Source organism: Mycobacterium sp. IDUB_36, assembly GCF_055419225.1.
In genome coordinates, this window is sequence record NZ_JBVAXH010000001.1 from 738,030 (window position 1) to 764,742 (window position 26,713).

Annotated in this window: 27 protein-coding genes; 12 read left to right on the forward strand and 15 right to left on the reverse strand. The window is 67.3% G+C overall.

Features of this window, described 5'->3' with window-relative positions; all coding sequences use genetic code 11:
* Nucleotides 1-852, reverse strand: a complete 852-nt coding sequence (locus ACZYW1_RS03535) for an alpha/beta fold hydrolase (protein ID WP_463783318.1) — start codon at nucleotides 850-852, stop codon at nucleotides 1-3.
* A 303-nt stretch (nucleotides 853-1,155) separates the two neighbouring features.
* On the opposite strand from ACZYW1_RS03535, the gene ACZYW1_RS03540 reads away from it, so the two are divergent.
* From ACZYW1_RS03540 to ACZYW1_RS03550, 3 genes are all read left to right on the forward strand, one after another.
* Nucleotides 1,156-3,066: an alpha/beta hydrolase gene (locus ACZYW1_RS03540; protein ID WP_463783320.1), complete on the forward strand. Its 1,911-nt coding sequence runs from the start codon at nucleotides 1,156-1,158 to the stop codon at nucleotides 3,064-3,066.
* 89 nt (nucleotides 3,067-3,155) lie between these two features.
* Nucleotides 3,156-3,629 (forward strand): LppA family lipoprotein, encoded by a 474-nt coding sequence (locus ACZYW1_RS03545; protein WP_463783322.1) that lies wholly within the window; start codon nucleotides 3,156-3,158, stop codon nucleotides 3,627-3,629.
* Between the two features lie 93 nt (nucleotides 3,630-3,722).
* Nucleotides 3,723-4,802: a hypothetical protein gene (locus ACZYW1_RS03550; protein ID WP_463783323.1), complete on the forward strand. Its 1,080-nt coding sequence runs from the start codon at nucleotides 3,723-3,725 to the stop codon at nucleotides 4,800-4,802.
* Here ACZYW1_RS03550 and gatB read toward each other — a convergent pair.
* From gatB to gatC, 5 genes are all read right to left on the reverse strand, one after another.
* Complete coding sequence (gene gatB, locus ACZYW1_RS03555; RefSeq protein ID WP_463783325.1) at nucleotides 4,799-6,322, reverse strand: Asp-tRNA(Asn)/Glu-tRNA(Gln) amidotransferase subunit GatB; 1,524 nt, start codon at nucleotides 6,320-6,322, stop codon at nucleotides 4,799-4,801. The two genes, ACZYW1_RS03550 and gatB, sit on opposite strands and share 4 nt — an antisense overlap.
* Before the next feature lie 10 nt (nucleotides 6,323-6,332).
* Nucleotides 6,333-7,028: a PAS and ANTAR domain-containing protein gene (locus ACZYW1_RS03560; protein ID WP_463783326.1), complete on the reverse strand. Its 696-nt coding sequence runs from the start codon at nucleotides 7,026-7,028 to the stop codon at nucleotides 6,333-6,335.
* 31 nt (nucleotides 7,029-7,059) lie between these two features.
* Complete coding sequence (locus tag ACZYW1_RS03565; protein WP_463783328.1) at nucleotides 7,060-8,091, reverse strand: ATP-dependent 6-phosphofructokinase; 1,032 nt, start codon at nucleotides 8,089-8,091, stop codon at nucleotides 7,060-7,062.
* A gap of 105 nt (nucleotides 8,092-8,196) precedes the next feature.
* Nucleotides 8,197-9,678 (reverse strand): Asp-tRNA(Asn)/Glu-tRNA(Gln) amidotransferase subunit GatA, encoded by a 1,482-nt coding sequence (gene gatA, locus ACZYW1_RS03570; protein ID WP_463783329.1) that lies wholly within the window; start codon nucleotides 9,676-9,678, stop codon nucleotides 8,197-8,199.
* A complete protein-coding gene (gene gatC / locus ACZYW1_RS03575; protein ID WP_463783331.1) occupies nucleotides 9,675-9,974 on the reverse strand; it encodes an Asp-tRNA(Asn)/Glu-tRNA(Gln) amidotransferase subunit GatC in 300 nt (99 codons plus the stop codon). Before gatC ends, gatA begins: the two co-directional genes overlap by 4 nt.
* Before the next feature lie 224 nt (nucleotides 9,975-10,198).
* Between gatC and ACZYW1_RS03580 the strand changes: the two genes are divergently transcribed.
* The 5 genes from ACZYW1_RS03580 (at nucleotide 10,199) to ACZYW1_RS03600 (ending at nucleotide 13,138) form a co-directional block, all read left to right on the forward strand.
* Nucleotides 10,199-10,858 carry an ACT domain-containing protein gene (locus ACZYW1_RS03580; RefSeq protein ID WP_463783335.1) on the forward strand — a complete coding sequence of 220 codons (660 nt, stop codon included), beginning with the start codon at nucleotides 10,199-10,201 and terminating at the stop codon, nucleotides 10,856-10,858.
* A 30-nt stretch (nucleotides 10,859-10,888) separates the two neighbouring features.
* Nucleotides 10,889-11,431, forward strand: a complete 543-nt coding sequence (locus ACZYW1_RS03585) for a hypothetical protein (RefSeq protein ID WP_463783336.1) — start codon at nucleotides 10,889-10,891, stop codon at nucleotides 11,429-11,431.
* Nucleotides 11,432-11,498: 67 nt separating this feature from the next.
* Nucleotides 11,499-11,906 (forward strand): hypothetical protein, encoded by a 408-nt coding sequence (locus ACZYW1_RS03590; protein ID WP_463783339.1) that lies wholly within the window; start codon nucleotides 11,499-11,501, stop codon nucleotides 11,904-11,906.
* 151 nt (nucleotides 11,907-12,057) lie between these two features.
* Complete coding sequence (locus ACZYW1_RS03595; RefSeq protein WP_463783341.1) at nucleotides 12,058-12,879, forward strand: PPE family protein; 822 nt, start codon at nucleotides 12,058-12,060, stop codon at nucleotides 12,877-12,879.
* Between the two features lie 7 nt (nucleotides 12,880-12,886).
* Entirely contained in the window at nucleotides 12,887-13,138 is a 252-nt protein-coding gene (locus tag ACZYW1_RS03600; protein WP_463783343.1) for a PE/PPE C-terminal domain-containing protein, read from the forward strand.
* A 13-nt stretch (nucleotides 13,139-13,151) separates the two neighbouring features.
* On the opposite strand, the gene ligA is transcribed toward ACZYW1_RS03600, so the two are convergent.
* The 4 genes from ligA to ACZYW1_RS03620 form a co-directional block, all read right to left on the reverse strand.
* Nucleotides 13,152-15,245 (reverse strand): NAD-dependent DNA ligase LigA, encoded by a 2,094-nt coding sequence (ligA, locus tag ACZYW1_RS03605; protein ID WP_463783345.1) that lies wholly within the window; start codon nucleotides 15,243-15,245, stop codon nucleotides 13,152-13,154.
* A gap of 40 nt (nucleotides 15,246-15,285) precedes the next feature.
* The gene (msrA, locus tag ACZYW1_RS03610; RefSeq protein ID WP_463783346.1) at nucleotides 15,286-15,993 is read right to left on the reverse strand and encodes a peptide-methionine (S)-S-oxide reductase MsrA; all 708 of its coding nucleotides are present in this window, start codon (nucleotides 15,991-15,993) and stop codon (nucleotides 15,286-15,288) included.
* Between the two features lie 62 nt (nucleotides 15,994-16,055).
* Nucleotides 16,056-16,595, reverse strand: a complete 540-nt coding sequence (locus ACZYW1_RS03615; protein ID WP_463783348.1) for a nuclear transport factor 2 family protein — start codon at nucleotides 16,593-16,595, stop codon at nucleotides 16,056-16,058.
* Nucleotides 16,596-16,616: 21 nt separating this feature from the next.
* Entirely contained in the window at nucleotides 16,617-17,630 is a 1,014-nt protein-coding gene (locus ACZYW1_RS03620; protein WP_463783349.1) for a uroporphyrinogen decarboxylase/cobalamine-independent methonine synthase family protein, read from the reverse strand.
* A 42-nt stretch (nucleotides 17,631-17,672) separates the two neighbouring features.
* Here ACZYW1_RS03620 and ACZYW1_RS03625 point away from each other — a divergent pair, with 42 nt between their 5' ends.
* Nucleotides 17,673-18,293, forward strand: coding sequence for a sensor domain-containing protein (locus ACZYW1_RS03625; RefSeq protein WP_463783351.1), 621 nt, complete (start codon nucleotides 17,673-17,675; stop codon nucleotides 18,291-18,293).
* A gap of 93 nt (nucleotides 18,294-18,386) precedes the next feature.
* Here the strand turns inward: ACZYW1_RS03625 and mnmA are convergent, their stop codons facing one another.
* The 4 genes from mnmA to ACZYW1_RS03645 form a co-directional block, all read right to left on the reverse strand.
* The gene (gene mnmA / locus ACZYW1_RS03630) at nucleotides 18,387-19,460 is read right to left on the reverse strand and encodes a tRNA 2-thiouridine(34) synthase MnmA (RefSeq protein WP_463783352.1); all 1,074 of its coding nucleotides are present in this window, start codon (nucleotides 19,458-19,460) and stop codon (nucleotides 18,387-18,389) included.
* Nucleotides 19,457-20,638: a cysteine desulfurase family protein gene (locus tag ACZYW1_RS03635; protein ID WP_463783355.1), complete on the reverse strand. Its 1,182-nt coding sequence runs from the start codon at nucleotides 20,636-20,638 to the stop codon at nucleotides 19,457-19,459. The genes mnmA and ACZYW1_RS03635 overlap by 4 nt, the downstream gene beginning before the upstream one ends.
* Nucleotides 20,639-20,766: 128 nt before the next feature.
* Entirely contained in the window at nucleotides 20,767-21,687 is a 921-nt protein-coding gene (locus tag ACZYW1_RS03640) for a lysophospholipid acyltransferase family protein (RefSeq protein ID WP_463783357.1), read from the reverse strand.
* A complete protein-coding gene (locus ACZYW1_RS03645; RefSeq protein ID WP_463783359.1) occupies nucleotides 21,687-22,508 on the reverse strand; it encodes a GNAT family N-acetyltransferase in 822 nt (273 codons plus the stop codon). The genes ACZYW1_RS03640 and ACZYW1_RS03645 overlap by 1 nt, the downstream gene beginning before the upstream one ends.
* A gap of 148 nt (nucleotides 22,509-22,656) precedes the next feature.
* Between ACZYW1_RS03645 and ACZYW1_RS03650 the strand changes: the two genes are divergently transcribed.
* On the forward strand, nucleotides 22,657-24,420 hold the full coding sequence (locus tag ACZYW1_RS03650; protein ID WP_463783360.1) for a flavin-containing monooxygenase: 1,764 nt from the start codon (nucleotides 22,657-22,659) through the stop codon (nucleotides 24,418-24,420).
* Here the strand turns inward: ACZYW1_RS03650 and ACZYW1_RS03655 are convergent.
* A complete protein-coding gene (locus ACZYW1_RS03655) occupies nucleotides 24,417-24,806 on the reverse strand; it encodes a PPOX class F420-dependent oxidoreductase (protein ID WP_463783362.1) in 390 nt (129 codons plus the stop codon). The genes ACZYW1_RS03650 and ACZYW1_RS03655 overlap by 4 nt on opposite strands.
* Before the next feature lie 47 nt (nucleotides 24,807-24,853).
* Here ACZYW1_RS03655 and ACZYW1_RS03660 point away from each other — a divergent pair, with 47 nt between their 5' ends.
* Nucleotides 24,854-26,332 (forward strand): cryptochrome/photolyase family protein, encoded by a 1,479-nt coding sequence (locus tag ACZYW1_RS03660; RefSeq protein WP_463783363.1) that lies wholly within the window; start codon nucleotides 24,854-24,856, stop codon nucleotides 26,330-26,332.
* A complete protein-coding gene (locus ACZYW1_RS03665) occupies nucleotides 26,332-26,712 on the forward strand; it encodes an SRPBCC family protein (RefSeq protein ID WP_463783364.1) in 381 nt (126 codons plus the stop codon). Before ACZYW1_RS03660 ends, ACZYW1_RS03665 begins: the two co-directional genes overlap by 1 nt.
* Nucleotide 26,713 lies beyond the last annotated feature (1 nt).

Here is a 26,713-nt window from a genome sequence, read left to right on the forward strand (position 1 = left end):
CTATGTTGCGGGAGAGCCGCTTTCGCGTTCGCTGAACAGGAACTGCGCGACCAAGGCGCTCACCAGAGCCGGATTCTCCAACCCTGCCAGGTGGGCCACCCCGTCCAGCACCCGAATCGACGCACCCGGGATGGCCTTGGCCATCTCGATGGCGTCGCGTGGCGGGAACGTCACGTCCTCGGCGCCGCCGACCACCATCACCGGTGTTCGTATGCGAGCCAACAACGCTCGCTGGTCGGGGCGGCGCGTGACGACGCTCTTGACCGCCCACCAGGCAGAGTGGATGTCCAGGGACGTCACCGCGTCTCTCACGTGCGCCACCACTTCCGGCCGCTCGCGCATCGTGGTGGGCCCCAGAAAGGCTTTCAGCACGGGACGAATGAGTAGCGGGCCGATCTCGCCCGTCCACTTCGCCACCCGGAGCAAGATCGCGAACTCGACCTTCTGACGAAGCCCGGCGCGGCCGGCCGTGCAATTCATCAGGACCGCTCCCCCGATCCGCTGGGGATACGTCGCGGCGAAGGTGGCACCGATCATGCCGCCCCACGAGTTGCCGACGAAGTGCGCCTTCTCGAGACCGAGCCCGTCGAGAATGTCCGCGACGCAGCGCGCGCATTCCTCGAAACTGAAGAAATCCGTCAGAGGCTGACTCCCGCCCTGTCCAGGAGGGTCGACGAGCACCACCTGGTGGCGGCCGAGGAGATCGGCGGCCACGCCATGCCACATATCGCCGGTCATCAACAGGCTCGGCCAGAAGACGATCGGCGCGCCGGACCCCCCGACCTGCACCCGAATCCGGCCCAGAACGGTGTCCACCATCTGTTCGCGAAGCTGTTCGCTGAGTCCGGTCATCGTGCGATGCATCCCCGTCTGCCGTGCCCGCCCGCGGCGCTCCGCCGCCGGCTCAGCTGAAAACCGCTGGCATCACCTTATTTCGGACGCCCGACGGTGTCCGGCCGATCGCAGACAATCCGCGGGGTCAGTGCTGTCACTGATCGAGCGATGCGGGGCAACGCCGCCGCGACGATCAGACGTTCCCGCCTCCCTTCCACCCGGCATGAGCGCAAACCGGGCGACGACACCGACGGATTTGGCGCATTCGACACCGCGTCGAACGGCGTAGCGTAAGCGCGTGCCCATGGATCGCGAGCCGCGGTGGCGTCCGTCGAAGCACCGTGCCGGCCGCTGCACGCTGCGACGGGCGGATCGGCCGAGGTCGTAGTCGTGGGGGTCACGGTGGCGGATATCGACCGATGGAGCGCCGAGTCGGTGCGTGAGGTGTTCCACGCCGCCGGGGCGCGCGGCCACGCCACGCTGGAGGCATCCCGTCAGTTGAGCGCTCTCTCGGTGTTCGACACCTGGGAGGGAGCCACCGCCGAGGCCAGGAAACACGCCAACGCCACCATCCGCCAGGACCTCGACGCACACGGCAACGAGTCCATCGCCGTCGCTCAGGCCGCGGGCAAGGCCGCCAACGACATCGAGCACGTGCAGTCCGAGTTGCGCGCCTTGCGCGCCGACGCCACCGAGTTGCACATGACCATCGACCCGGTGACCAACACGGTGGTGCCCAGCCCGTCGTTCAACGGTCCGCCCATGGAGGCGCTCCTCGCCGAGATGCAGCTGCAGCCGCGGCTCGACAAGATCCTGGCCGAGGCCAACACCGTCGATGCCGAGTTGGCGGCGGCGATCAACATGGCCGACGGCGACGCACCCATCACGCCGATGCCGCACGACAACCGGCCCGAGATCCAGCAGGCCCTCTCCCAGCCGTTACCGACCGACCCGAAGCAACTCCACGATCTGTGGGACAAGCTCACACCCGAGGAAAAAAACTGGCTGTACGGCCGAAACCACAACATCGGCAACAGCAACGGCTTGGCCGCCGTCGACCGGGATCACTACAACCGGCTCAACCTCGCCGACCAGATGGGCAGCGCGACGGCCGCCGCGGCGCGCGCCGACGACCTCCGGGCGCAGCACCCGGATTGGGCTCAGGGCCAGAACATCCCGTCACCGAACCAGCCGGGCGCGATCTTCGACGACCGACTCGACTACGAAGCATGGCAACGCCAATACGATTCCGCCCGTGAGGAATCCAAATACCTCCCCGATTTGCAAGCCGTCGACCGGGCTGTTCGCGCCAGCCCGGATCGCAAGCTGATGCTGCTCGACACCCAGACCGGCAAGCAGGCTCGCGCCGCCGTCGCGGTCGGCGACCCGGACAAGTCCACCCACGTGTCGGTGACCGCACCCGGGCTCAACACCACCGTGCACGGCGCGATCGAGGGCATGTCATCCGAAGCCACCAACGCCAGAACCGAGGCACTTCGCCAACTAAGCCTCACCCCCGGCCACGAGCACGACAGCGTGTCGACGATCGCGTGGATCGGTTACGACCCGCCGCAGGTGCCCGGATTCGACCAACCCGGCGCATCGGCCGTCGGCGGCTGGGGCGTCAGTCATGACGACATCGCCCGAGCCGGGGCCCACGACCTGGCCGGCTTCTACGACGGAATCCAGGCCGCCCACCAAGGCGGACCCGCGGACCTGACCGCGATCGGCCACTCCTACGGCTCGCTGACCACCGGGCTGGCGCTGCAAGAGCCCGGCGATCACGGAGTCTCGCGGGCGCTGTTCTACGGCTCCCCCGGCATCGAAGCATCCACACCCCAGGATCTTCATCTGCAACCCGGGCACGTGTTCACCATGGAGACCCCGGACGATCCCATCCAGTGGGTGTACGACGGGCCGGTCATCGCGCACACGGTGGCTCCGCTACTGCCGCCGCCGTTCAACGCGCTCGCCGAAACACTATTGGCCGGTGCCGACGCCAGCGGCGCGGGTGACTTCGGGCCCAATCCGGCCACCAACCCCAACTTCACCCACCTGAGCACCGCGCCGACGGTCGTGCCCGACGGGCACGGCGGCACCTTGGATTTGCAAGGGGCGCAGGGTCATAGTGACTACCCCCGCTTCCCGGACGGAGGCGGACTTCGGACCACCAACTACAACATCGCCGCCGTCCTGGCCGGACTCGGCACTCAGGCGGTGCCCCAGAAATGAGAGACGCGCCCATGTCACGGTCGCCCCGCGCGTTGTTCGCCGGCGCTGTCGCCGTCGCCGCCATCGCTTCAGTCGCAGGAGGATGCCACGTGAACCAGCCCTACGAACCCACCGCACCGTCTGTCGCCGCCAAGGCCGACGAGACGCTGAGATCGCTGCCGTCGTTCGAAGACACCCAGACCCAACTTCAGGCCGCGATCACCCAGATCACCGCCGCGGCAAGCCAACTCATCCCGACCATCACCTGGGAGACGCCGCAGGAAGGGTCGGGTGACCAGTGCGAACGTCCCTATGAGAAGACCGACGGAAAGCGGTTCTTCCTGCCGAATCAGGTCGCCGCGAATGTCGATGTCTCCGAATCGAATTGGGCAAAGATCGAAAACGCCGCCAAAGACGCCGCGGCCAAGCTCGACGCCACCGAAATTCAGGTCATGAAGGACCAGCCCGGCAACCACGATGTCGGCTTCTACGGTCCGACCGGCCTGTTCATCAAGATCGGCTACCGGGGCAACCTCGTCGTCTCCGGTTACACCGGCTGCCGACTACCCCGCGACAAGAAGTAGCCGGACCGCGTCGCCAACTGCGACGTTTATGTAATCCTCAGCCAGGGCTCAGCTAATATCTAGCTGCCCACCCAGGGGCCAAGGAGGAAATACATGAACAGCACGGCTCGCCAGCGGACCACCACAGCCTTCGCGCTCACCCTGGTAGCCGCCGGGGCATTCGTCGCGCCGAGGGTGGTCCCGGTGGCCGATCTGCCCGTGCAAAACCGGGCGGTGCAACTCGCCGCCGGCGACGTGCCCTGGGACCAGGTGCTGCAAACCGCGCTGACCAACGCGACGGACATCTACGACCATTTCTCGCCTGCGGCATTCGCCGACCTGCAGCAGTTCGCTGCCAACATCCCGGCCTACTTCGAGGGCACCCGCAGCTTCGACACCGACCTGGGTCTCGCGTACACGGCGGCGACCACCCCGTTCGTGCCCACCGACCCCGAGCCGTACATCTACACCTCGCTCGATCCCACACAGAGCACCATCAGCATCGACACGTTGCTCGGTCATCTTCTCGACATCCCGCTGCCGGGCAAGGACGGCTTGATCAACATCCTGACCGACGGCCTCAACTTCCAGATCGGCGTCTGCCCGCTGTGCACGAACGTGAACATCGACATCTTGTCGCTGCTGGTCGGCGACGACCAGGCCGCCGAAATCCAGCCGTACCTTGAATTCTCGGGTTCGCCGCTGAGCGGAATTCTCTGGGGCAGCTTCGGCACCACCGTCGGTCCGCTGCTGCAGATCAACGACGACATCACCGCGATCTCCGCGGCACTGAGCGGCGGGACCCCCGATTACCCGACGGCGTTCAACGAACTGCTCGAGATGCCGGCCAACGTGACCAACGCCTTCCTCAACGGCTACGGGGAGATCAACCTCGAGACGCTGCTGACCCAGTTCGGCATCAGCGCGCCTTCGGACCTGGATGCCAGCGCGATCAACCTCGACCTCGGTGGTCTCTTGAGTCCGGCAGGTTCGCTGATCGACGGCATCGGGATCGTCGATACATTTGGCAACTGCAGCATCGCGTGCGCCACCCTGGACGTTCCGTCCACCCTGGTCGGGCCGATCGCGTCGTTGTTCATGCAGGACCAGGCGATCGCGGAGGCCGTCGGATGGGACGGGGTCGGTCAGCCGCTCGCCCAGCTGTTCGGCGAGCTAGCCGGGATGTTCGACTAGCTGCACGCCGCTAGCACCAGTTCGCGCACCCGCGCGGCGTCGGCCTGTCCCTTGGTGGCTTTCATCACGGCGCCGACGATCGCGCCGGCCGCCTGCACCTTGCCGCCGCGAATCTTTTCGGCGACATCGGGATTGGCCGCCAACGCTTCATCGACCGCGGCCTGGATCGACGAATCGTCGCGCACCACGACCAGACCGCGAGCCGTCATCACCTCTTCGGGCTCCCCCTCACCGGCCAGCACACCTTCGACGACCTGGCGGGCCATCTTGGTGGTCAGCTTCCCGTCGTCCACCAATGCCACGACAGCGGCCACTTGGGCAGGGCTGATCGGCAATTCTTCGAGTTCCACGCCGGATTCGTTGGCCTTCTGCACCAGGAAGTTGCCCCACCATGCCCGCGCCGACTCGCTGGGAGCTCCCTGGTCCACGGTCGCGATCACCAGCGCCACCGCGCCTGCGTTGACCAGATCGCGCATCACCTCGTCGGAGATGCCCCACTCCTGCTGAATTCGCTTGCGGCGCAGCCACGGAAGCTCCGGAATGGTCTGGCGCAGCTGCTCGACCAAATCACTGCTGGGCGCGACCGGCTCCAGGTCGGGCTCGGGAAAGTAGCGGTAGTCCTCTGCGGTTTCCTTGGTGCGGCCCGGACTGGTGAAACCGTCCTCGTGAAAGTGCCTGGTCTCCTGGATGACTCGGCCACCGGACTCCAGCACCGCGGCTTGGCGTCGCATCTCGTAGCGGACGGCGACCTCGACGCTCTTGAGCGAGTTGACGTTCTTCGTCTCGCTGCGGGTGCCGAACTCGGTGGCGCCGATCGGCTTCAGCGACACGTTGGAATCGCAGCGCAACGAGCCCTGGTCCATGCGCACGTCGGATACATCCAACGCGCGCAACAGGTCTCGCAATGCGGTGACGTAGGCCCGGGCGATCTCCGGCGCCCGCTCGCCGGTGTCCTCGATCGGTTTGGTCACGATCTCGATCAGCGGCACGCCGGCCCGGTTGAAGTCGGCGAGCGACGTGGTGGCTCCGGCGATGCGGCCGGTGTCGCTGCCCAGGTGGGTCAGTTTGCCGGTGTCCTCTTCCATGTGGGCACGCTCGATCTCGATGCGCCAGGTGCTGCCGTCATCGAGCGGGACGTCGAGGTAGCCGTTGATCGCGATCGGCTCGTCGTACTGCGAGATCTGGTAGTTCTTCGGTTGATCCGGATAGAAGTAGTTCTTCCGGGCGAACCGCCCCCACGGCGCGATGTCGCAGTTGAGCGCTAGACCGATTCGGATCGCCGACTCGACGGCGGCCTCGTTGAGTACCGGCAGCGAGCCGGGCATACCCAGACACACCGGGCAGACCTGGGTGTTGGGCACGGCGCCGAACTCGTTGGCGCACGGACAGAACATCTTGGTGGCGGTCGACAGCTCGACGTGCACCTCCAGGCCGAGTACCGGCTCGTAGCGGGCGAGCACGTCGTCGTAGTCGAGCAGTTCGGCCCCGGATGCGCTGGGAATTCTCGCCACGGAAGTCATGGCAACGATCCTAATTGCGCCCGGAGTCGGCCGCGTCAGCGCCGTCCGAACCCCCACCGCTGGTCAGCAGGGCATGGTCGAATGCCGAACGGGAGCTGATGGCGTCGTCGCGGACGTCGCGAAAGTTGCTGAGGACCATCTCCGCCAGATCTCGCAGCTTCACGTTGCTCGATTGAGATCGCCACCTCAGCAGGTCGAAAGCCGCATCCTCGTCGAGGCCGTAGACCAGCATCAACATTCCCTTGGCCTGCTCGATCACCGCTCTGTTCTCGGTGATCTCGGCGACCCGTGCGGTGATGAGCTCCTCACGGACCCGGTCGGTGGCGGCGGAGAGGTCCACGTAGTAGCCGTGTGTGCCGATGGTTTCGCCGTCATCGTCGGTCAGCCGATCCCCGACGACGACCACCTGATGTACGACGCCGTCGGTGTCGATGATGCGGTGCCGGGTGCTGAACGGGCGACGGGTGAGCAGCATGTCGTCGATGGTCTGCTTGACTTCGCTCCGGTCATCCGGGTGCTTGTGCTCGAGCACCAGTTCGGTCGTCGGCGTCACCGTGCCCGGCTGATAGCCGTGCATCCGCTGCACCTGCTCCGACCATTCCCAGCGTTGGTCGTCGAAGTAGAAGCGGAACCACCCGACGCGCTGCGGCGCGCCGGCCAACGCCTGCTCGACCTCGGCCGCGTGATCGTCGGCTTCGCCGGTCACTGGCTCTGCTCGGATCGCAGGCGTGACGTCGTCACCCGAAGAACGCTGCCGCATCGTCGTAGCGGCTCTGTGGAACGAGCTTGAGTTGACGCACCGCGTCGGCCAGCGGCACCCGGCCGATGTCTTGACCCCGCAGCGACACCATCTGTCCGTACTCCCCGGCATGCGCCGCGTCGGCGGCGTTGACGCCGAATCGGGTCGCCAGGACCCGGTCGTAGGCGGTCGGAGTACCGCCGCGCTGCACGTGTCCGAGAACGGTCACCCGGACGTCCTTGTTGATCCGCTTCTCCACCTCCACGGCCAGCTGCGCGGCGACACCGGTGAACCGTTCATGCCCGAACTCGTCCGTGCCGCCCTGGGCCAGCTTCATCGAGCCTTCGGCCGGCTTCGCGCCCTCGGCGACCACGCAGATGAAATGCGAGTCGCCCCGCTGAAAGCGTCGCTTGACCAGCCGGCACACCTCGTCGATGTCGAAGGGCTGCTCGGGAATCAGCGTCATGTGCGCGCCGGAGGCCAGGCCGGAGTTGAGCGCGATCCAGCCGGCGTGCCGACCCATCACCTCGACCAGCATCACCCGCTGATGCGACTCGGCCGTGCTGTGCAGCCGGTCGATGGCGTCCGTGGCCACCATCAGTGCGGTGTCGTGGCCGAAAGTCACGTCGGTGCAGTCGATGTCGTTGTCGATGGTCTTGGGCACTCCCACGACGGGCACATTCTCTTCGGACAGCCAGTGCGCAGCGGTCAGCGTGCCCTCGCCGCCGATCGGAATCAGGACGTCGATGCCGTTGTCGTCCAACGTCTGCTTGACCTGATCTAGGCCGGCCCGCAGCTTCTCCGGATTCACCCGGGCGGTGCCGAGCATCGTGCCGCCTTTGGCGAGCAGCCGGTCGTTGCGATCGTCGTTGGCGAGTTGGATCCGGCGGTTCTCCAGCAACCCGCGCCAGCCGTCCTGAAAGCCGACCACCGACGACCCGTATCGGGAATCGCAGGTGCGCACGACCGCTCGTATGACGGCGTTCAGCCCAGGACAGTCGCCGCCACCGGTGAGAATTCCGATCCGCATGCGTTCATCTTGCACGGTCAGAGTCGCCGCAGCAGCGGATCCGCCCGTGCGACGACTCGCAGCGAAGCGCTCCGACGAGCAGCCGGACAGTCCTGTTCGGCCGTCCTAGATCGCCGAGGGCAGCGCTCCGCGGGCGGCCTCGTAGGCGGCACCCACTCGGTAAATCCGGTCGTCGGCCAGCGCCGGCGCCATGATCTGCAGCCCTACCGGCAGGTTGTCGTCGCCGGACAACCCCGACGGCACCGACATTCCGCAGTGGCCGGCCAGGTTCAGCGGCAGCGTGCACAGGTCGAACAAGTACATCGCCAACGGATCGTCGACCTTCTCCCCCAGTGGGAACGCCGTGGTGGGCGTGGTGGGCGACACCAGTACGTCCACCGATTGGTAGGCGGTGTCCAGGTCGCGGGCGATCAGCGTGCGGACCTTCTGCGCCTGGTTGTAGTAGGCGTCGTAATAGCCCGCGGACAACGCATATGTACCAATCATGATGCGCCGCTTGACTTCTGGTCCGAATCCGGCAGCCCGCGTCAAGGCCATCACTTCCTCGGCACTGTGATTGCCGTCGTCGCCGACGCGCAGCCCGTAACGCATCGCGTCGAATCGAGCCAGGTTGCTCGACACCTCCGACGGCAGGATCAGGTAGTAGGCAGCCAGCGAGTGGTCGAAGTGAGGACAGTCGACTTCGGTGACGTCGGCACCGAGCGCGGTCAACTGCTCGACGGCCTCGGTGAACGACGCCAGCACACCCGGTTGATAGCCCTCGCCGCGCAACTGCTTGACCACGCCGACCCGGACGCCGGTGAGATCGCCTGCGGCGCCGAGCCTTGCGGCGCCGACGACATCAGGAACATCGGCCTGGATGGACGTCGAATCGCGCGGGTCGTGTCCGGCGATCACCTGATGCAGCAGGGCCGTGTCCAGGACCGTACGGGCGCACGGCCCGCCCTGGTCCAGCGACGACGCGCAGGCCACCAGTCCGTAGCGCGACACCGTGCCGTAGGTGGGTTTGACCCCGACGGTCGCGGTGAGCGCGGCCGGCTGGCGGATCGATCCACCGGTGTCGGTGCCGATCGCCAGGGGCGCCTGAAACGCTGCGAGCGCCGCGGCGCTACCGCCGCCTGATCCGCCCGGCACCCGGTCGGTGTTCCACGGGTTGCGGGTGGGGCCGTAGGCCGAGTTCTCCGTCGAGGAGCCCATCGCGAACTCGTCCATGTTCGTCTTGCCCAGGATCGGGATGCCGGCCGCACGCAGCCGGGCCGTGACGGTCGCGTCGTAGGGCGAACGCCATCCCTCGAGGATTTTCGACCCGCAGGTAGTGGGCATGTCAGTGCTGGTGAAGACGTCTTTGAGGGCCAGCGGTACGCCGGCCAGCGCCGACGCCGGTCGTTCGCCGGCGGCCAGGGACTGGTCGATCGCCGCGGCGGCCGACAACGCCGCATCGGCCGCGACGTGCAGGAATGCGCTGTAGCGCTGATCGGTCGCTTCGATTTGGTCCAGAAACGCCTGAGTGACCTCTGTGGACGACAGTTCCTTGGCGGCGATGCTCGCGGCCAGCGTCGCGGCGTCCTGCCGGATGATCTCCGTCATTCCGCCTCACCCAGAATCTGCGGGATCGCGAAGCGGCCGTCGATGGCTTCCGGTGCTTCGGCGAGCGCCTGTTGCTGCGTCAGGCAGGGCGCGGTCTGGTCCGGGCGGGTGACGTTGACGGCTTTGAGCGGGTTGTCGGTCGCCTCGACGCCGGTGACGTCCACGGCCTGGATCTGACCGACGTGGGTCAGGATGGCGTCGAGCTGGCCGGCATAGCTGTCCAACTCGTCGTCGGTCAACGCCAACCTGGCCAGCTTGGCCAGATGAGCGACCTCGTCGCGGGAGATCTGGGACACGACTGGAAAGCCTAGCCCGGTGACGATGCGGCCCGCGCCGGGCCGCTGAGGAGCCGGGCACTCGGACCTAGCCCGGTGACGATGCGGCCCGCGCCGGGCCGCTGAGGAGCCGGGCAATCGGACCTAGCCCGGTGACGATGCGGCCCGCGCCGGGCCGCTGAGGAGCCGGGCGGACGGCTGCCCGCCGACATGCCTAGCGCTCGCGGCTGTGACACAGTGTCCGCGTGTCGACGTATCTGCTGCGCGTTCAGCTGGCCGACCGACCAGGAAGCCTCGGCTCGCTGGCCGTGGCCCTCGGATCAGTGGGCGCCGACATCCTTTCGCTGGATGTCGTCGAGCGCGGACCCGATTACGCCATCGACGACCTGGTGGTCGAGCTGCCACCGCGCGGCATGCCGGACACCCTGATCACGGCGGCCGAGGCGCTGCAGGGCGTGCGGGTGGACAGCCTGCGACCGCACACCGGGTTGCTGGACGCGCACCGCGAGCTGGCGTTGATCGACCACGTGGCCGCGGCGGGTAACACCGGCGCCAAGCTGAACGTGCTGGTCAACGAAGCACCTCAGGTCCTGCGGGTGAGCTGGTGCTCGGTGCTGCGGAAGGCTGACGGGACCACCACGCGCCTGGCCGGCAGCCCCGGTGCGCCGGAGACCCAGCTGACCGACGTGCCGTGGATACCGATCGAGCACGCCACCGCGCTCGACACCACCGAAGACTGGTTCCCCCAGGTCTGGCGTGAGATGGACACCACCCTGATCGCCGCTCCGCTGGGCTCGGCCGACACCGCGGTGGTACTGGGCCGGCCGGGTGGCCCGGCATTTCGGCCGTCCGAGGTGGCCCGATTGGGCTACCTGGCCGGGATCGTGGGGACGCTGCTGCACTGAGCGCCCCGGCAAACGGGGTACTCACCGCCGGTGAGCCCGCTATCCGACGCCCAGATCGCCGCGCTGTCACCCACCGAACGACGTCAGCTGATCCAGCGCCTCGAGCGACCGCTGTCCGACCTGCTGCCGCTGACCGAGGCACGCCGGATCCGGTGGGGCTGGTTGGGGGTCATGACCGGTGGGACGTTCGTGCTGATTCCATGGATCGTCTACTTGGCCTTCGCACTGCCCGACGACTACTTGGTGCACGACTGGACCGCGACCTGGGTTGGCTTCGACCTGTTGTTGCTGGGACTGATGGCTGCGACCGTCATATTCGGAATGCTGCGACGGCAGGTGATGTTGCTGACCGCATTTGCCACCGGCACTTTGCTCATCTGTGACGCGTGGTTCGATCTGATGACGGCCGGCGCCAACGACTTTCGAGTTGCCGAGCTGACCGCGGCGCTGGGCGACCTGCCACTGGCTGCGGTGCTGATCACAGGCACCCTGCGGTTGTTCCGGTTCACCGCGATTCGGCTGTGGCTGTTGGATCCTCACACCCCGCTGTGGCGCCTGCCGCTGCTGCCGTAGCGCACTGATATGAGGTTGCTATGCAACCCCATATGGCCGCCGGATTCGCTGTTAAAGTTGCGCCACTGTGACTTTCAGCCAGAAGCCGAAGACGCCCCGCTCGGGCCTAATCGCCTGTCTGGCAGTCGCGATCTGTGTTCTCGTCAGTGGAATAGGCTGTGGCATAGCGCGATTCGATCTAACGATCGCGGCCAAAGCCGCCGAAGCCGTGCTGACGACGAGTGCCAACAGCCCCGAGAAGACGGAGTCGGCCGCGGATTTGCTACCGAGCGTTCACAAGACGTTCGATGCTCTCGCCCAGCATCACCGCACGCTGCCTCACCGGATGCGCTCCTTGACGCCGTCACGCTGGTGGCATCACACGCCGTCGTGGCCGACGCTCGGGAATCAACGCAGCATCACTCATGACGCTGATACCGATGTGTCGGCAACGGGCCGAAAGCTGTTGACGCAGCTCTGTATATCGCAGCGCTGAACACTCCTGGCACTGTCCGCGCACGGCGACGCTGAGGCGCGGCACTCCACACCCTTCACGTGACCTCGCCCGCAGTCGATGCTGCGCAGCAGTGAGGTCTCGCGCTGATCCTTCGAAACTTTCTCACCGCAGACCTTTCCCAGGAGTATCCATGGCTACGTTGACGATCACCCCACAGCCAACACCCGTCGGCTTCACTGCGGCGACGCATTGCGCCGCAAGTCATTCCGAGAGCGTCCTGATCGCCGATTTCGGATCCATACCGCCGGAGATCAATTCCGCGCGGATGTACGCCGGCCCGGGCCCCGAGTCGTTGCTGACCGCGGCGGCGACGTGGGACCGGCTCGCCGCGGAACTCTACGAGGCAGCAGGCTCACACCACGCGACTGCCACCCAGCTGACCGACCAATCCTGGCTGGGGCCGGCTTCAGCGACCATGATGGCCGCGACCAGCCCGTACCTTGCCTGGCTGGAAGACACGGCGGCGCTCGCCGCGCGCACCGCACACCACGCCCGTGCCGCGGTCGCGGCCTATGAGGCCGCCCGCCTGATGACCGTGCCTCCCGCGATGGTCGCCGCCAATCGCGCGCAACTGGCGGCCCTGGCCACCGTCAATGCGCTGGGGCTGGACACCCACGCGATCGCCGCCAACGAAGCGCAGTACCGCGAAATGTGGGCCCAGGACAGCACCGCGATGTACACGTATGCGGACGCATCCGCGAAGGCCTCCAATGTGACGCCCTTCCTCCCCCCCGCCGGGGATAGCCGACGAGGCGGTCACCGCTGGGACTACCCATCGGACGGCGCCGACGATCGTGCATGCCTTGCAGCGGTTGGCATCTCCGGCGCGCATCACCATGAAATCCGCCAGCGGTCATGCGCGAATGAGCGCCCTGGCCTTCGCCAAGCCGATCGTCTCGGCCACGCCGATCTCCGCTCCCGGCATGGCCGCGGTGACGGGAACCGTTGGTAGCGTTGCCATGACCGCGCACGTCGGCAAAGCTTCCACGGTCGGGGCACTGTCGACTCCCAGAAGCTGGCAGGCCGCGGCGTCGGTGACCGGTTCAGCGGCACCGGCTTCCGGAGCGTGGAGCATGGCGCCGATCAGTGCTACACCGGCCGTTCCGATGATGCCGACCTTCAGGGCAACCGGGCAGGGTTCCGGCGGCTACATCGCGTCATCACGACCCGGCCTGCGCACCGTGATCCGGATGCGCTCGTCCTGCGACTGAACGCCGTGGGCGCTCACTCCTGCGGTTCAGAAGGCCCGTCGGTCAACAGCTTCCGGAACCCGTCCTCGTCGAGGATGGGCACTCCGAGCTCGACCGCTTTGTCGAATTTCGATCCGGGTGAGTCACCCGCGACCACGTAGTCGGTTTTCTTCGACACCGAGCCGGCCGCCTTGCCGCCGCGCGTCAGGATCGCCTCCTTGGCGTCGTCGCGAGAGTAACCGGGCAGCGACCCGGTGACGACGATCGTCAACCCTTCCAGGGTGCGCGGCACGCCGGCGTCGCGCTCGTCGGCCATCCGTACCCCGGCGGCGCGCCATTTGTCGACGATCTGGCAGTGCCAGTCGACGGTGAACCACTCGGTGACGGCGTCGGCGATCGTGGGGCCGACACCTTCGACCGCGGCGAGCTGCTCCGTCGACGCCGAGGTGATCGCATCGAGGTTGCCGAACTCGGTGGCCAGCGCTCGTGCCGCCGTGGGCCCGACGTGGCGAATAGACAAGGCCACCAGTACCCGCCATAGAGGTTGCTTCTTCGCCGTGTCCAGGTTGGCCAGCAGGCGTTTGCCGTTGGCCGACAACGTGCCGGCCTTGGTGGTGAACAATTCGGTGCGCAACAATTCGTCTTCGCTGAGGCCGAACAGATCCCCCTCGTCCTGAATCACCTCGGCCTTGAGCAGCGCCGTCGCCGCCTCGTAACCCAGGCCCTCGATGTCGAACGCGCCGCGGCCGGCGACGTGGAAGACCCGCTCCCGCAGCTGCGCCGGACACGACCGCGAATTCGGGCAGCGAATGTCGGCGTCGCCTTCCTTCGCCGGAGCCAGCGTGGTGCCGCACTCGGGACATGTTGTGGGCATGACGAATTCGCGCTCCGAGCCGTCGCGCAGGTCGACGACGGGGCCGAGCACTTCGGGGATCACATCGCCGGCTTTGCGGATCACCACGGTGTCGCCGATCAGCACGCCCTTGCGCTTCACCTCGGCGGCGTTGTGCAGGGTGGCCAGGCCGACCGTCGATCCGGAGACCGTCACGGGCGTCATGAACGCGAATGGCGTGACGCGCCCGGTGCGGCCGACATTTACTCGGATGTCGAGCAGTTCGGTCTGGACTTCTTGGGGCGGGTACTTGTAGGCGATCGCCCACCGTGGCGCGCGTGAGGTGGAACCGAGCCTGCGTTGCAGTGTCACATCGTCGACTTTGACGACCACGCCGTCGATTTCGTGATCGACGTCGTGGCGGTGCTCACCCCAGTATGCGATGCGTTCCAGGGCTCCGGCGGCGTTCTCGACCCGGCTGGTGTGATCGGACACCGGCAACCCCCACGCGGCCAACGCCAGGTACGCGTCGTGCAGGGTGTCCGGTCGGTAGCCCTCGACGTGCCCGAGTCCGTGGCAGATCATCCTTAGTTTGCGACGGGACGTCACGGCCGGATCCTTTTGCCGCAGCGAGCCTGCCGCGCTGTTACGCGGGTTGGCGAACGGGGTCTTGCCGTCCTCGACCAGTGCGGCGTTGAGGGCTTCGAAATCGGCCAGCCGGAAGAACACCTCACCGCGCACTTCGAGCACGTCGGGCACCGGGTGGTCGTCGCTGGCCGTCAGCCGCTCGGGGACGTCGTCGATCGTGCGCGCGTTGAGCGTGACATCTTCGCCGGTGCGCCCGTCACCGCGGGTCGCGGCCCGGACCAGCCGGCCCTTGCGGTAGACCAGTGCCAGCGCGACGCCGTCGATCTTGAGCTCGCACAGATACGGCACGTCCGCGCCGACTTCGCCGGTGACGCGGCCGGACCAGAGGTCGAATTCCTCAGCGCTGAAGACGTTGTCCAGCGACAGCATCCGCTCGAGATGATCGGCGGAGGTGAAGTCGGTGGCGAAGCCGGCGCCACCGACGAGTTGGGTCGGGGAGTCCGGCGTGCGTAGCTCGGGGTGCTCGTCTTCGAGCGCGGCAAGCCGGCGCAGCAACGTGTCGAAGTCGGCGTCGGAGATGATCGGAGCGTCCCGCACGTAGTAGCGGAACTGGTGTTGCCGCACCTCGTCGGCCAGTTCGCTCCAGGTACGACGTACCTCGGGCCCAACGGGATCGGCCTGAGCCGGATCAGCCTCGGGTGAACTCACCTTGGCAGGCTATCGGAGGCGCCCGACACCCCAGGAACGGCTAGTCGCGGTACAACTCCGGGAAGTCCGCCTTCAGCGCGCCGAGCTTGGGCAGGTCGTTGGCGACGATGTAGGCGTTGTTCGGGTGCAGCCTGAGGTAGTCCTGGTGGTACCCCTCAGCGGGGTAGAAAGTCGCCCCCGGCGTCACGGTGGTGACGATGGGCGCCGGGAATGCGCCCGCCTGGTTCAGCTGCGCGATGTACGCGTTGGCGATCTTCTGCTGGCTGTCGTTCTGAGCGAAGATCACCGAACGGTAGGACGGGCCTACGTCGGGACCCTGGAAGTTGAGTTCCGTCGGATCCTGAACGACGCCGAAAAACACCCGCAGCAGCTGCCCGTAGGTGATCTGAGTTGGGTCGTAGGTGATGCGGACCGACTCGGCATGCCCGGTGGTCTCGGTTCCCACCGTCTCGTAATTGGCTGTCGACGCGTCTCCTCCGGCGTAACCGGATTGCGCCGAGGACACCCCTTTGACGTGCTGGAAAACGCCCTGCACACCCCAGAAGCAGCCACCGGCGAGGACCGCGGTCTCCGACTTCGACCCTCCGCTCGCCGGTTCGTCTACCGTCGGCGACGGCAGCGCACTCGGCGGCGTACCGCTCGCCGACGGGATCGCCGGGCTTCGCACGAGAAACGCAGCGGCCGCCACGCCGATCACCGCGAGCCACGTGGCCACGAGCACGCGCTGACGTCCGGTTCTGCCATTCATTGATGAGTCCTCTCCCCCAGAGACTGCCAGCGTATAGGAGTTCTCGGAGTGGGGTCGGGTCGTCAGCCCCGACCTGACGCCGCCAGCAACGAGAAGAAGTCGCACGAGGGATCGTCCGATCCAGGACGGCCCTGCGGGGTGTCCCGCGTGATCGGATGACTCAGGTCGATGCGCGACGGATCGTTGACATGCGCCCAATCGGTGACGATGCAACGCGTCGTGAATTTCCATGTCCCGTCGCATTTTTCGTACTTGTCGAGGTAGCGCCCGCCGACGATGACCTCGACGTCGCGATCAGCGGCGGCGAAGGAGTGCGTCGCGATGCTGTAGACCTCGCCCTCCGCGGCGTCGCCGTCGATGGCGAAGTTGGTAGTGGTGATGTGGTGCTGCATCGACCGGATGTAGGGGCGGGCTTCGGCGAGCGTGCGCAGAAACGTCTCGACCGAACCCGACGAGAAGGATCCGTGGCTGTCCTGGGCGTCGTGGTGATAGAGGCCGCGGAGAACGTCGAAGTCGCCGCGGTCGACCGCGCGACAGTAGGTGTGCACCAGCTTGCGCAGCGCATATTCGTCGAGCATCTCTTGCACGTCGGGTGAGGCCATCGTGCAACGCTAGCCGCCGGCTCAGATCGCTTCGGGGTCGTCGGCGAATGCCTCCGCGACGCGGCGGGCCAGCCCGACGGCGGTGCGGGCCCACTCCGGAGTGGCGGCGGCCAGCCCGCACGTCGGTGTGACGCCGATGCGGTCGCGCAGCACCGAGCGGCCGAAGCCGAGCCGGTCGGTGATGGCCACCACGCCGGCGGCGACTTCTTCCATCTCGGGTCGGCGGGGCGGCGCGCTGGACGCCAACACTCCCAACAGCACGACCCGACCCGACTCGACGAACTCCGCGACCGCGTCCAGGTCGTCCGCCCGCAATGTGCCGGCATCGATCGACACCGCGGCGATACTGCTGTCCTGCAACACTTTCCACGGGATGGACGCCGCACAGCTGTGCACCGACACCTCGGCGCCCGCGGCGATCGCGCAGGTATTGAGGGTGGTGGTGGCCAGTGTCTCCTCGATCGCCGCGACCGGGCTCAACGACGTCACGCCGGTCAGCCGACCCAGGATGGCGGCTGACAGCGACGGCTCGTCGAACTGCACGACCACCGGGGTGTCGAGCCGACGAGCGACCGCGGCCCGGTGCACGGCGACACCCTCGGCCAGCGATGCGGCGATGTCGTTGAGCGCACCCAGGTCGGTGATCGCCCGGTGTCCGTTGGACAGTTCCAGCTCGGCGGCCAGCGTGATCGGCCCGGGCGCTTGGACCTTGACCGGTCGCCCGCTGCCTCGCAGCCCCGCGACCTCCCACGCCTCTTCCAGCGCGTCGACGTCTTCGGCGAGCAGGCTGACCGAACGTCGCGTCACCGCGCCGGGCCGGGCCGCCACCCGGTAACCCCGCGGGACGGTGTCCAAGGCGATGTCGACGAGTAGTGCGCCCGCCCGGCCGATGATGTCGGCACCCACTCCCCTCGCGGGCAACTCGACGAGATGGGCCATCGCAGCGCCCAGTTCGCCGACGACGACCTCAGCGGCGGGCCGCGCGGCCGTGCCGGGCCACGAGCCGATGCCGGTGCCGGTTGCGAAAACGCTCACCCGAGAACCGTATTCGATCGCTGGGTTTACGCTCTGGTCAGGATGACCACGCGACGGCTGACGCTGTACGCCGCGGCGCTGCTGGCCACGGCGTGTACTCGCCTGGTCAGCGGCAGCCCCGCCGCCGAATCAGGTGTCGCCCCAGGGAGTTTTGACGTCGGACAGGTACTGCTCGATCAGTCCAGGATGCAGGCGATCACCGGTGGCGACGAGCACCTGACGATCATCCCGTCGATGGACACCCCGTCGCCCGTCGACATCGACACGCTTGCCCGGACCGCGCCGCCGGAGTGCCGTTTCGTCTACGCCGACACCGCGACCTTCGGGCCCGACATCGAGACGTTTCACAAAACCACCTTCCAGGATCCCCCGCATGGCGGTCTGATCTCCGAGGGCGCCGCGGCGTACCGCGACGGGGACACCGCTCGGCGCGCGTTCGGGGTGTTGGTGACGACGGTCCGCGGGTGCGCGGCCACCTCGGCCGGTTACGGCCTGGTGGGCACCTGGAGCGCCGACGAGCGGTCGCTGCAGACCCGGCCCGGCGACTGCGGGCGGGATTATCTGCTCAAATCGGCGGTGCTGGTCGAAGTCACCTATTGCGGATACGCGGACTCGGTCTCGACGATCGTGATGTCGAACATCGCCGCCAAGGTGCCGGGCTAGCGGGCAAACCTGTCCGTCGAACGTGTATTGGCGGCGGAAAATCCGCCAAATTCCAGCCGTGATTGCACGCTCGGGAGGTGGGCAGACGGCGCGTCAGGACGCCGAGGCGATGGTCGCGCTGCCCAGCACCTCGTCACCATCCGCGTCACGGCGGTACAGCACCAGGGTCTGACCGGGCGCCACTCCCCGCAGTGGGCTGCGCAACCGAACCCGCAACTCCTCGCCGACCAGCTGCGCCTGCGCGTCGACCGCGTCGCCGTGTGCTCGTACCTGCACGGCGCAGTCGAGCGGCCCCGTGGGTGCGGAGCCTGCCGTGAACACCGGTCGGTGGCCGGTCAGCTGCCAGATCTCCAGATCAGCCGCCGATCCGACCTGCACGGTGCCGCTCTGCGCATCGATCGCAGTGACGTAGCGCGGCTGACCGTCCGGCCCGGGGCCGGCGATGCCCAGACCCTTGCGCTGGCCGATGGTGAAACCGTGCACGCCGTCGTGGGTGGCCAGCACCGCACCGCCCTGGTCGACCACCGAGCCGCGGCGCACGCCGATGTGCGCGCCCAGAAACGCCCGGGTGTCGCCCGACGGGATGAAGCAGATGTCGTGACTGTCCGGCTTTTCGGCGACCGATAGACCGCGCCTGGCCGCCTCGGCGCGAATCTCCGACTTGGCGGTGTCGCCGATCGGGAATGCCGCGTGACGCAGTTGCCCGGCGGTCAGCACCGCGAGCACATAGGACTGGTCCTTGTCGGCGTCCACGGCGCGGCGCAGCCGCCCATCCGAGAGCCGCGCGTAATGACCGGTCGCGACCGCGTCGAACCCCAGCGCCAGCGCACGAGCGGCCAACGCGGAGAACTTGATTCGCTCGTTGCATCGCACGCACGGGTTCGGAGTCTCGCCGCGGGCATACGACGACACGAAGTCATCGATCACGTCTTCTTTGAACTTGTCGGCGAAATCCCAGACGTAGAACGGGATCCCGAGTACGTCGGCGACGCGGCGAGCGTCACCGGCGTCCTCTTTGGAACAGCATCCACGCGAGCCGGTGCGCAGCGTGCCGGGTGCGTGCGACAGGGCCAGATGTACTCCGACCACGTCGTGGCCGGCATCGACCATCCGGGCCGCGGCGACCGAGGAGTCGACGCCTCCGCTCATCGCCGCGAGCACCCTCATCGGGACACCCCCGCGGTGGCAAGCGCCGCCTGCCGGGCACGGGCCACCGCACCGGGTATCACCTGCAGCGCCGCGTCGACATCGGACTCGACGCTGGTGTGCCCCAGGGACAGTCGAAGTGATCCCCGGGCGCTGGCGGCGTCGGCGCCCATCGCGATCAACACATGCGACGGCTGCGCAACGCCGGCCGTGCACGCCGATCCGGTCGAACACTCGATTCCGTTGGCGTCCAACAGCATCAGCAGGGCATCACCCTCGCAGCCGGCGAAGGTGAAGTGCGCGTTGCCGGGCAGGCGCCGGGTGCCGGTAGCTCCGTTGAGGCGGGTGTCCTCCACCGCGGCCAGCACGCCGTCGATCAGGCGGTCGCGCAACAGTCGAAGCCGCGCGCTGTTGGCCTCCAGGCCGTCGACGGCGAGCTCGATCGCGGCGGCCATCCCGACTGCCGAGGCGACATCGGGTGTGCCGGAACGGATGTCACGCTCCTGGCCGCCACCATGCGACATCGGCGTGGTGCTGACGTCACGGCGCAGCAATAGCGCACCCGCGCCGACCGGACCGCCGAACTTGTGCGCTGCCACGCTCATCGCCGACAACTGGCTGGCCCCGAAGTCGACCGGGAGCTGGCCCACCGCCTGTACCGCATCGCTGTGCATGGGGACGTCGAATTCAGCTGCCACGGCCGCCAGTTCGTCGATCGGCATGATCGTGCCGACCTCGTTGTTCGCCCACATCACCGTGACCAGCGCGACGTCGTCGTGCTGCTCCAGCGCGTCGCGCAGCGATGCGGCGGACACCGATCCGTCGGCACCCGTCGGCAGCCACGTCACGTCGGCGCCCTCGTGCTCGGCGAGCCAGATCACCGCGTCCAGCACGGCGTGGTGCTCGATCTCGGTGGTGATGATCCGACGGTGTCGCGGTTCGGCGTCGCGGCGCGACCAGTAGATGCCCTTGACGGCCAGGTTGTCGCTCTCGGTACCGCCGGCGGTGAAAATCACCTCGGATGGCCGGGCACCGAGCTTGGCCGCGATCAGCTCGCGGGCCTCCTCCATCCGCCGACGCGCGAGCCGACCGGTGGCGTGCAGCGACGAGGCGTTGCCGACGGTGCTCAGCACGGCCGTCATCGCCTCGACGGCGGCAGGGTGCATCGGCGAGGTGGCAGCGTGATCGAGGTAGACCATGACCTGCCCAGGATAGCGACGCCACCGCGAGACGATGCAGGCCGCAATGGGCCGGAGGGGACGTGCCGATCGGTACGCCCGCGCCCAGCGACGGCGGGGCGGGGCAATTCACCCGGACGAGGTGCTCCTCAGGAAGCCAGCACCGATGCCCGTCGGTCGTGATCCGGGGGCGGCGCGGCGCTGACCCGAACGGCCGCTTGGCAGCGACGGGCCAGCTCTCGGCGATCATTGCCGGGTAGCTGCAACGATTCGACATAGATCTTCGCCACCGTGCGGCGGGCGACCATCAGCCGGCCGATCGAGGCGAGCAGCGTGTCGGCGCCGATGTAGGCCGGCACCGTCGACACGCTGCCGTCACGATGCGTGTAGCGCAGCCGCAGCGGCTGGACCGGGCGGCCGGTGTCGACGGCGGCCTGGAACATCGCCGGGTAGTACCTTCCCGACCCCTGGTGCGACCCTCCGGACGCGCTGTGGCTCGCTTCGCCGGACCTGCCACACCACGTGGTGCCTTCCGGGAACGCCACCACTGTGTGGCCGGCATACAACCGGGCCGCGACGCTGGCCACCACCTCGGGTAGCTGACGCAATTTCGCCCGCTCGATCGGGATGACCTTCACGATGCGGGCCATCATCCGCACCGCCGAGGTGGCGGCCACGTCGGCGCGGGCCACGAACGACAACGGGGATGCCTTCCACCGGCTGGACGGCAGCGCCGCGCCGATCGTCAGGATGTCCAGCCACGACATGTGGTCGCTGACCACCAGCACACCGGGCAGATTGCGGATCGGCCCGCCGGACACGGCGATCTTGACACCGAGGCACCACAGCAGGAGGCGGCAATAGATCTGCCGCGACTTCGACCAGCCCGGCAGCACTACCGCCAGCAGCGGCAGGGCCGGTGCGAGCAGTAACAGCAAGGTCAGTCGCCGGGCGACCCGCAGCGTCACGAAGAGTCGGCGGGTGGCCCGGTAGCCGCCGGCCTGGATGCAGTCGGTGTTGCAGGTCGCCCGTGGCAGCCAGGCGTGGTCGCGCGGGGCGGGAGCGCTCATCAGGCCAACCGGCCCGCGGCTTCGGTGGCCGCCGTCATCGAACGGAGCCGCCGCAGATAGCGGGTATCGGCCTGGCGTTTGTCCAGCAGCGCGGGGAAATCTCCGACGCCGAAGTCCGGGTCGTGGGCCGGCTCACCACAGATTCGCGCACCCAGCCGCAGGTAACCCCGCATCAGCGGCGGTATGACGGGCCGTGCGGGCGGGGCGATTTCGTCGAGCGTGCGTCCGTCGACGATCACCGGCCGCCGCGGCACCACCCGGTAGTCGGCCGGCGCGGCGTGGCGTCGCGACACGAAGTCGCGCACGCCGCGAATTTGTGTGCCAGGCGGTCCGCCGTCCACCACCACCGGCACCGACACGCAACCGGTGACGTAGTCGTAGTCGCAGTGGTCGAGGTAGGCCAGGATGCCGGCCCACATCAGCAGCACGACGGCGCCGTTGCGGTGCTCGTTGTGCACTACCGCCCGGCCCATCTCCACCAGTGAAGGCCGCAACGAATCCAGCGACCGAATGTCGAATTCTGTTGCGGTGTACAAGCCTCCGGCTGCCACGGCGCCGATCGGCGTCAGCATGCGATAGCAGCCCACCAGTTGGCCGGAGTTCTCGTCGCGCACCAGCAGGTGGTCGCAGTGCTCGTCGAAGCGATCGGCGTCGAGGCCGTCGCCGGTCAGCGCAAAGCCCGGTTCGCGGCTGAATACGTCGTAGCGCAGCCGCTGGGCCGATTCGATGTCAGCGGGATCCGTGGACAGCAACAGCGAATAACGCGGTTCTGTCGATGAACGTGGCCGCGAAGCGGGTATGAGGACCGATTCGGTACGCATGTGCGCCACTGTTGCTTCGTTGTTCAGCTAGCTGGCATCGCAGCCGTAACGTGTCCATGCACGGTAGATGACGATGTCGCAGCCCGATTCCAAACAATCGGAAGCGATCGCCGTTGCCTGGGTCACAAAATTGGTTCACTATTCAGCCGTGACGTCTGGCCACGCTGGGAACACCTTCGATCCCGACAAGCTGCGCCGCAAATACGCCGAAGAGCGGCAACGCCGCCTGCGGGCCGACGGTCTATCCCAATATGTCGAGATCGCGGGCGCTTTCAGCTCGTTCGGCGACGATCCGTGGGCTGATCCAGGCTTCCACCGCTGCCCGATCAAGGATTCCGTCGACGTCGCCGTGGTCGGAGCCGGCTTCGGCGGGTTGCTGATCGGGGCGCACTGCAGGCAACTCGGCGTCGACAGCGTCCGCCTGATCGACAAGGCCGCCGACGTCGGCGGAACCTGGTACTGGAATCGGTACCCCGGAATCGCGTGCGATGTCGAGTCCTACGTCTACATGCCACTTCTCGAGGAGCTCGGCTACGTACCGACCGAGAAGTACGCCAAGGGCGCCGAGATCTTGGAGCACTGCCGCCGCATCGCCGAGCACTTCGACTTGTACCGCGACGCATGCCTGCAGACCGAGGTACAGGAAATCCGTTGGGAGCCAAGCAATTCCTGGTGGCTCATTTCGACTGATCGCGGTGACGAGATTCGCGCCCGATTCGTGGCAATGGCCAACGGTTATCTGCAGAAGCCGAAACTGCCTGGAATTGAGGGCATCACCGACTTCAGCGGACACACCTTCCACACCAGTCGTTGGGATTACCACTACACCGGTGCGGATTTGAGCGCGCTGTCCGACAAGCGGGTCGGAATCGTCGGCACCGGCGCGACCGCCATCCAGTGCGTGCCGAGGCTCGCCGAGGCGGCCGGACGCTTGTTCGTCTTTCAGAGAACCCCCTCGACAGTCGATGTGCGGGCCAATCGTCCGACCGAACCGGACTGGGCCGCGTCCCTGGAACCGGGATGGCAGCGGCGGCGGATGGAGAACTTTCAAATCCTCACAGCCGGTGGGTCGTCGGATGAGGATCTGGTCGACGACGCGTGGACCAGCCTCACGAGGAAGATGCCGATCGTCAACGAAGGTGGCCCGAACGCCGCCGAACTCGCCGACTTCGCAAAGATGGAGGAGATCAGAGCCAGGGTCGAGGCCATCGTCGCCGACTCCGCGACCGCCGAGGCGCTCAAACCCTGGTACGGCTACTACTGCAAGCGACCGTGCTTCCACGACGAGTACTTACAGACGTTCAACCGCGACAACGTCACCCTGGTCGACACCCACGGTCTCGGAGTCGAGCAGATCACCGCGGGCGGCGTCGTGGTGGACGGCGTCGAATACCCGCTGGACTGCCTGATTTTCGCCACCGGGTTCGAGGTCGGCACCAGCTACTCGCAGCGCACCGGCTTCGACATCATCGGCCGCGACGGGCTCACCCTCACCGACAAGTGGTCCGACGGCGTTCGCACTCTGCACGGCCTGCACGTCAACGGTTTCCCGAACTGCTTCATCGAGAGCATCGCCCAATCCGGCTTCACGGTGAACTTCCCCTACCTGATCGACACCCAGTCCCGTCACATCGCGTGGGTGATCGCGTGGGCGCTGCGACACGACGCCGCCGAAGTCGAGGCCACCGCCGACGCCGAGGCCGCCTGGGTCGACACCGTCGTCGAACGCTCCAGCGTCATCGCCGGCCGGCGTGAGGCATGCACCCCCGGTTACTACAACCGCGAGGGCCAGGCGAGCGCACGACTCAACAAAGACAGCTTCTTCTTCGGCAGCCCAACCGAATACGCCGACATCCTGGCGGCCTGGCGTACCACCGAAACCTTCGAGGGCTTCGACATCCGGGTCGGCTAGACAGCGATCCGCAGCACCAGTCGCTGCTTCGATCCGCGCGCCAGAATGCGCTCGATGAATGTCACCACGGTGAACTCGAATCCGTACTTGCGGTGGATCGCGCCGGCCAACCGGTCGACGGTGGCGGGCTCGGTGATCACCTCGGCGACACCCTCGACCGCCTGAGCGCCGTCGTGGACCTTCCCGCGACGGCTGCACGGCACCAGCAGCACCCGCGGATTGTTTTTGGCCCGCTTGGCCTTCCAACTGTCGGCGGGCGTCCACACGAAAAGGTGATCACCGTCCCGCCCGATCCACATCGGCGTCGCCACGGCAGTGCCGTCCTTCTTGAACGTCGTCAGCGATACGAACTTCTCGCCGCCCAGTGCTGACACTGCGTCTGACATCGCGCCCCCCTGGTTCAGATTCTGTTCGCGAGGGTATGGCAACCGGTATGAGTTCCGACACCCGGCGCTGGTGTTTCGCCGACCAGCTCGGGCCGCACTTCCTGGACGAACCCGATCAGCCGGTACTACTGGTGGAATCGCAGGCGGCCTTCACCCGGCGCCGCTTCCACCGCCGCAAGGCCCACCTGGTGTTGTCCGCGCTGCGCCACCGCGCGGCCGAACTCGGCGACCAGGCCACGTTCCTGCAGACCCGCACCTATCGGGAGGCGCTCGACACACTGGACGAGCCCCTCAGCGTGTGCCAGCCCACCTCGTGGGCCGCGGACCGGTTCGTCCGGTCGCTGCCGGACGTCGAGGTGCTGCCGGCCCGCGGATTCTGCACCGACCGCGAAGCGTTCGGCTCGTGGGCCGACGGGCACCGATCTTTGAAGCTGGAGAACTTCTACCGCGACGCGCGCAAGCGTTTCGACCTACTGATGGACGGCAACCAGCCCGCGCAGGGGCGGTGGAATTTCGATGCCGACAATCGCGAGCCGGCGCCCAAGAGCGGCGATCTCGGGATCGAGGCGCCGTGGCGGCCCGACGAGGACGAGATCGACGAGCAGGTCCGCGAGGACCTCGACCGCTGGGAACGCGACGGCGATGTGTCGTTTGTCGGCCGTGACGGCCCTCGCGAGTTCGCTGTCACCGCGGCCGAAGCGCAACAGGCGCTGAAAGTGTTCATCCGGGATCGCTTGCCGCACTTCGGCCCTCACGAAGACGCCATCCTCAGTGGCGATCGTTTCGTGGCACACAGCCTGCTGTCGGCACCGATGAATCTCGGGTTGCTCGACCCGCTGGACTGCGCGTACGCCGCCGAGGATGCCTACCGCTCGGGTAAGGCCCCACTGGCCAGTGTCGAGGGATACATTCGGCAGCTGATCGGCTGGCGCGACTACATCTGGCATGTGTACTGGCACTTCGGGCGGGGCTACCGGCGGCGCAACGCGCTGGACGCTCACGCCCGGGTGCCGAAGTGGTTCGCCGAGCTGAACGCCGACGCAGTGGAGGCGAACTGCCTCAAGGACGTGCTGGCGCAGGTCCGCGATCACGGCTGGGTGCATCACATTCCGCGGCTGATGGTGCTGTCGAACTACGCACTGCAGCGCGGCTGGAACCCCGCCGCGATGACCGACTGGTTCCATCGCTGCTTCGTCGACGGTTACGAGTGGGTGATGGTGGCCAATGTGGTGGGCATGTCCCAGCACGCCGACGGCGGGCTGATGGCGACCAAGCCGTACGCCTCCGGTGGCGCGTACATCAACCGGATGAGCAACTACTGCGGCGATTGCCGCTACCGCCCCGGCGAGCGGGTGGGCGATCACGCGTGCCCGTTCACCGGTGGCTACTGGTGGTTCCTGGACCGCAATGCCAAACACCTTGCCAACAACCAGCGGATGAATCAGCCGCTGGCCGGAATGCGTCGGCTCCGCAATCTCGACGACGTCGTCGAGCAACAGCGAAGCCTGGGCGGGCGCGCCCCGTAATGCTTGCCGTCGACCGATTCATCGCGGCACCACCGTCGGTGGTGTGGGGCATTCTGGTTGACCTCGAAGCCTGGCCGATATGGGGACCGACGGTCAGCGGGGCCTCGCTCGATCACCCGTACACGAGCTTGGACTCGGGTGTAACCGGCACCGTGCGTACGTCGTTGGGCATTTCCGCCCCGTTCACCATCACCGAGTTCGAACCCGGCCGGCACTGGGCATGGAGAGTGGCCGGCATCCCGGCAACCCATCACCGAGTCGAGCCGGCCGACGGCGGCGCGCGAGCCAGCATGTCCGCTCCGTCGTGGGCGGCCGTCTATTTGTCGGTGTGCGCGATCGCGCTACGCCGCATCGAAGCCATCGCCACCGCTGGCCCCTAGT

Excerpts from the sequence above, each read along its gene's own strand:
- msrA (WP_463783346.1), bottom strand. The coding sequence starts at position 15,993 with ATGAATGGCAGAACCGGACGTCAGCGCGTGCTCGTGGCCACGTGGCTC.
- gatA (WP_463783329.1), bottom strand. The coding sequence starts at position 9,678 with ATGACGGAGATCATCCGGCAGGACGCCGCGACGCTGGCCGCGAGCATC.
- gatB (WP_463783325.1), bottom strand. The coding sequence starts at position 6,322 with ATGACTTCCGTGGCGAGAATTCCCAGCGCATCCGGGGCCGAACTGCTC.
- ACZYW1_RS03625 (WP_463783351.1), top strand. The coding sequence starts at position 17,673 with ATGACCACGCGACGGCTGACGCTGTACGCCGCGGCGCTGCTGGCCACG.
- ACZYW1_RS03655 (WP_463783362.1), bottom strand. The coding sequence starts at position 24,806 with ATGTCAGACGCAGTGTCAGCACTGGGCGGCGAGAAGTTCGTATCGCTG.
- ACZYW1_RS03615 (WP_463783348.1), bottom strand. The coding sequence starts at position 16,595 with ATGGCCTCACCCGACGTGCAAGAGATGCTCGACGAATATGCGCTGCGC.
- ACZYW1_RS03640 (WP_463783357.1), bottom strand. The coding sequence starts at position 21,687 with ATGAGCGCTCCCGCCCCGCGCGACCACGCCTGGCTGCCACGGGCGACC.
- ACZYW1_RS03535 (WP_463783318.1), bottom strand. The coding sequence starts at position 852 with ATGACCGGACTCAGCGAACAGCTTCGCGAACAGATGGTGGACACCGTT.
- mnmA (WP_463783352.1), bottom strand. The coding sequence starts at position 19,460 with ATGAGGGTGCTCGCGGCGATGAGCGGAGGCGTCGACTCCTCGGTCGCC.
- ACZYW1_RS03635 (WP_463783355.1), bottom strand. The coding sequence starts at position 20,638 with ATGGTCTACCTCGATCACGCTGCCACCTCGCCGATGCACCCTGCCGCC.
- ACZYW1_RS03550 (WP_463783323.1), top strand. The coding sequence starts at position 3,723 with ATGAACAGCACGGCTCGCCAGCGGACCACCACAGCCTTCGCGCTCACC.
- ACZYW1_RS03660 (WP_463783363.1), top strand. The coding sequence starts at position 24,854 with ATGAGTTCCGACACCCGGCGCTGGTGTTTCGCCGACCAGCTCGGGCCG.
- ACZYW1_RS03600 (WP_463783343.1), top strand. The coding sequence starts at position 12,887 with ATGACCGCGCACGTCGGCAAAGCTTCCACGGTCGGGGCACTGTCGACT.
- ACZYW1_RS03565 (WP_463783328.1), bottom strand. The coding sequence starts at position 8,091 with ATGCGGATCGGAATTCTCACCGGTGGCGGCGACTGTCCTGGGCTGAAC.
- ACZYW1_RS03645 (WP_463783359.1), bottom strand. The coding sequence starts at position 22,508 with ATGCGTACCGAATCGGTCCTCATACCCGCTTCGCGGCCACGTTCATCG.
- ACZYW1_RS03665 (WP_463783364.1), top strand. The coding sequence starts at position 26,332 with ATGCTTGCCGTCGACCGATTCATCGCGGCACCACCGTCGGTGGTGTGG.
- ACZYW1_RS03595 (WP_463783341.1), top strand. The coding sequence starts at position 12,058 with ATGGCTACGTTGACGATCACCCCACAGCCAACACCCGTCGGCTTCACT.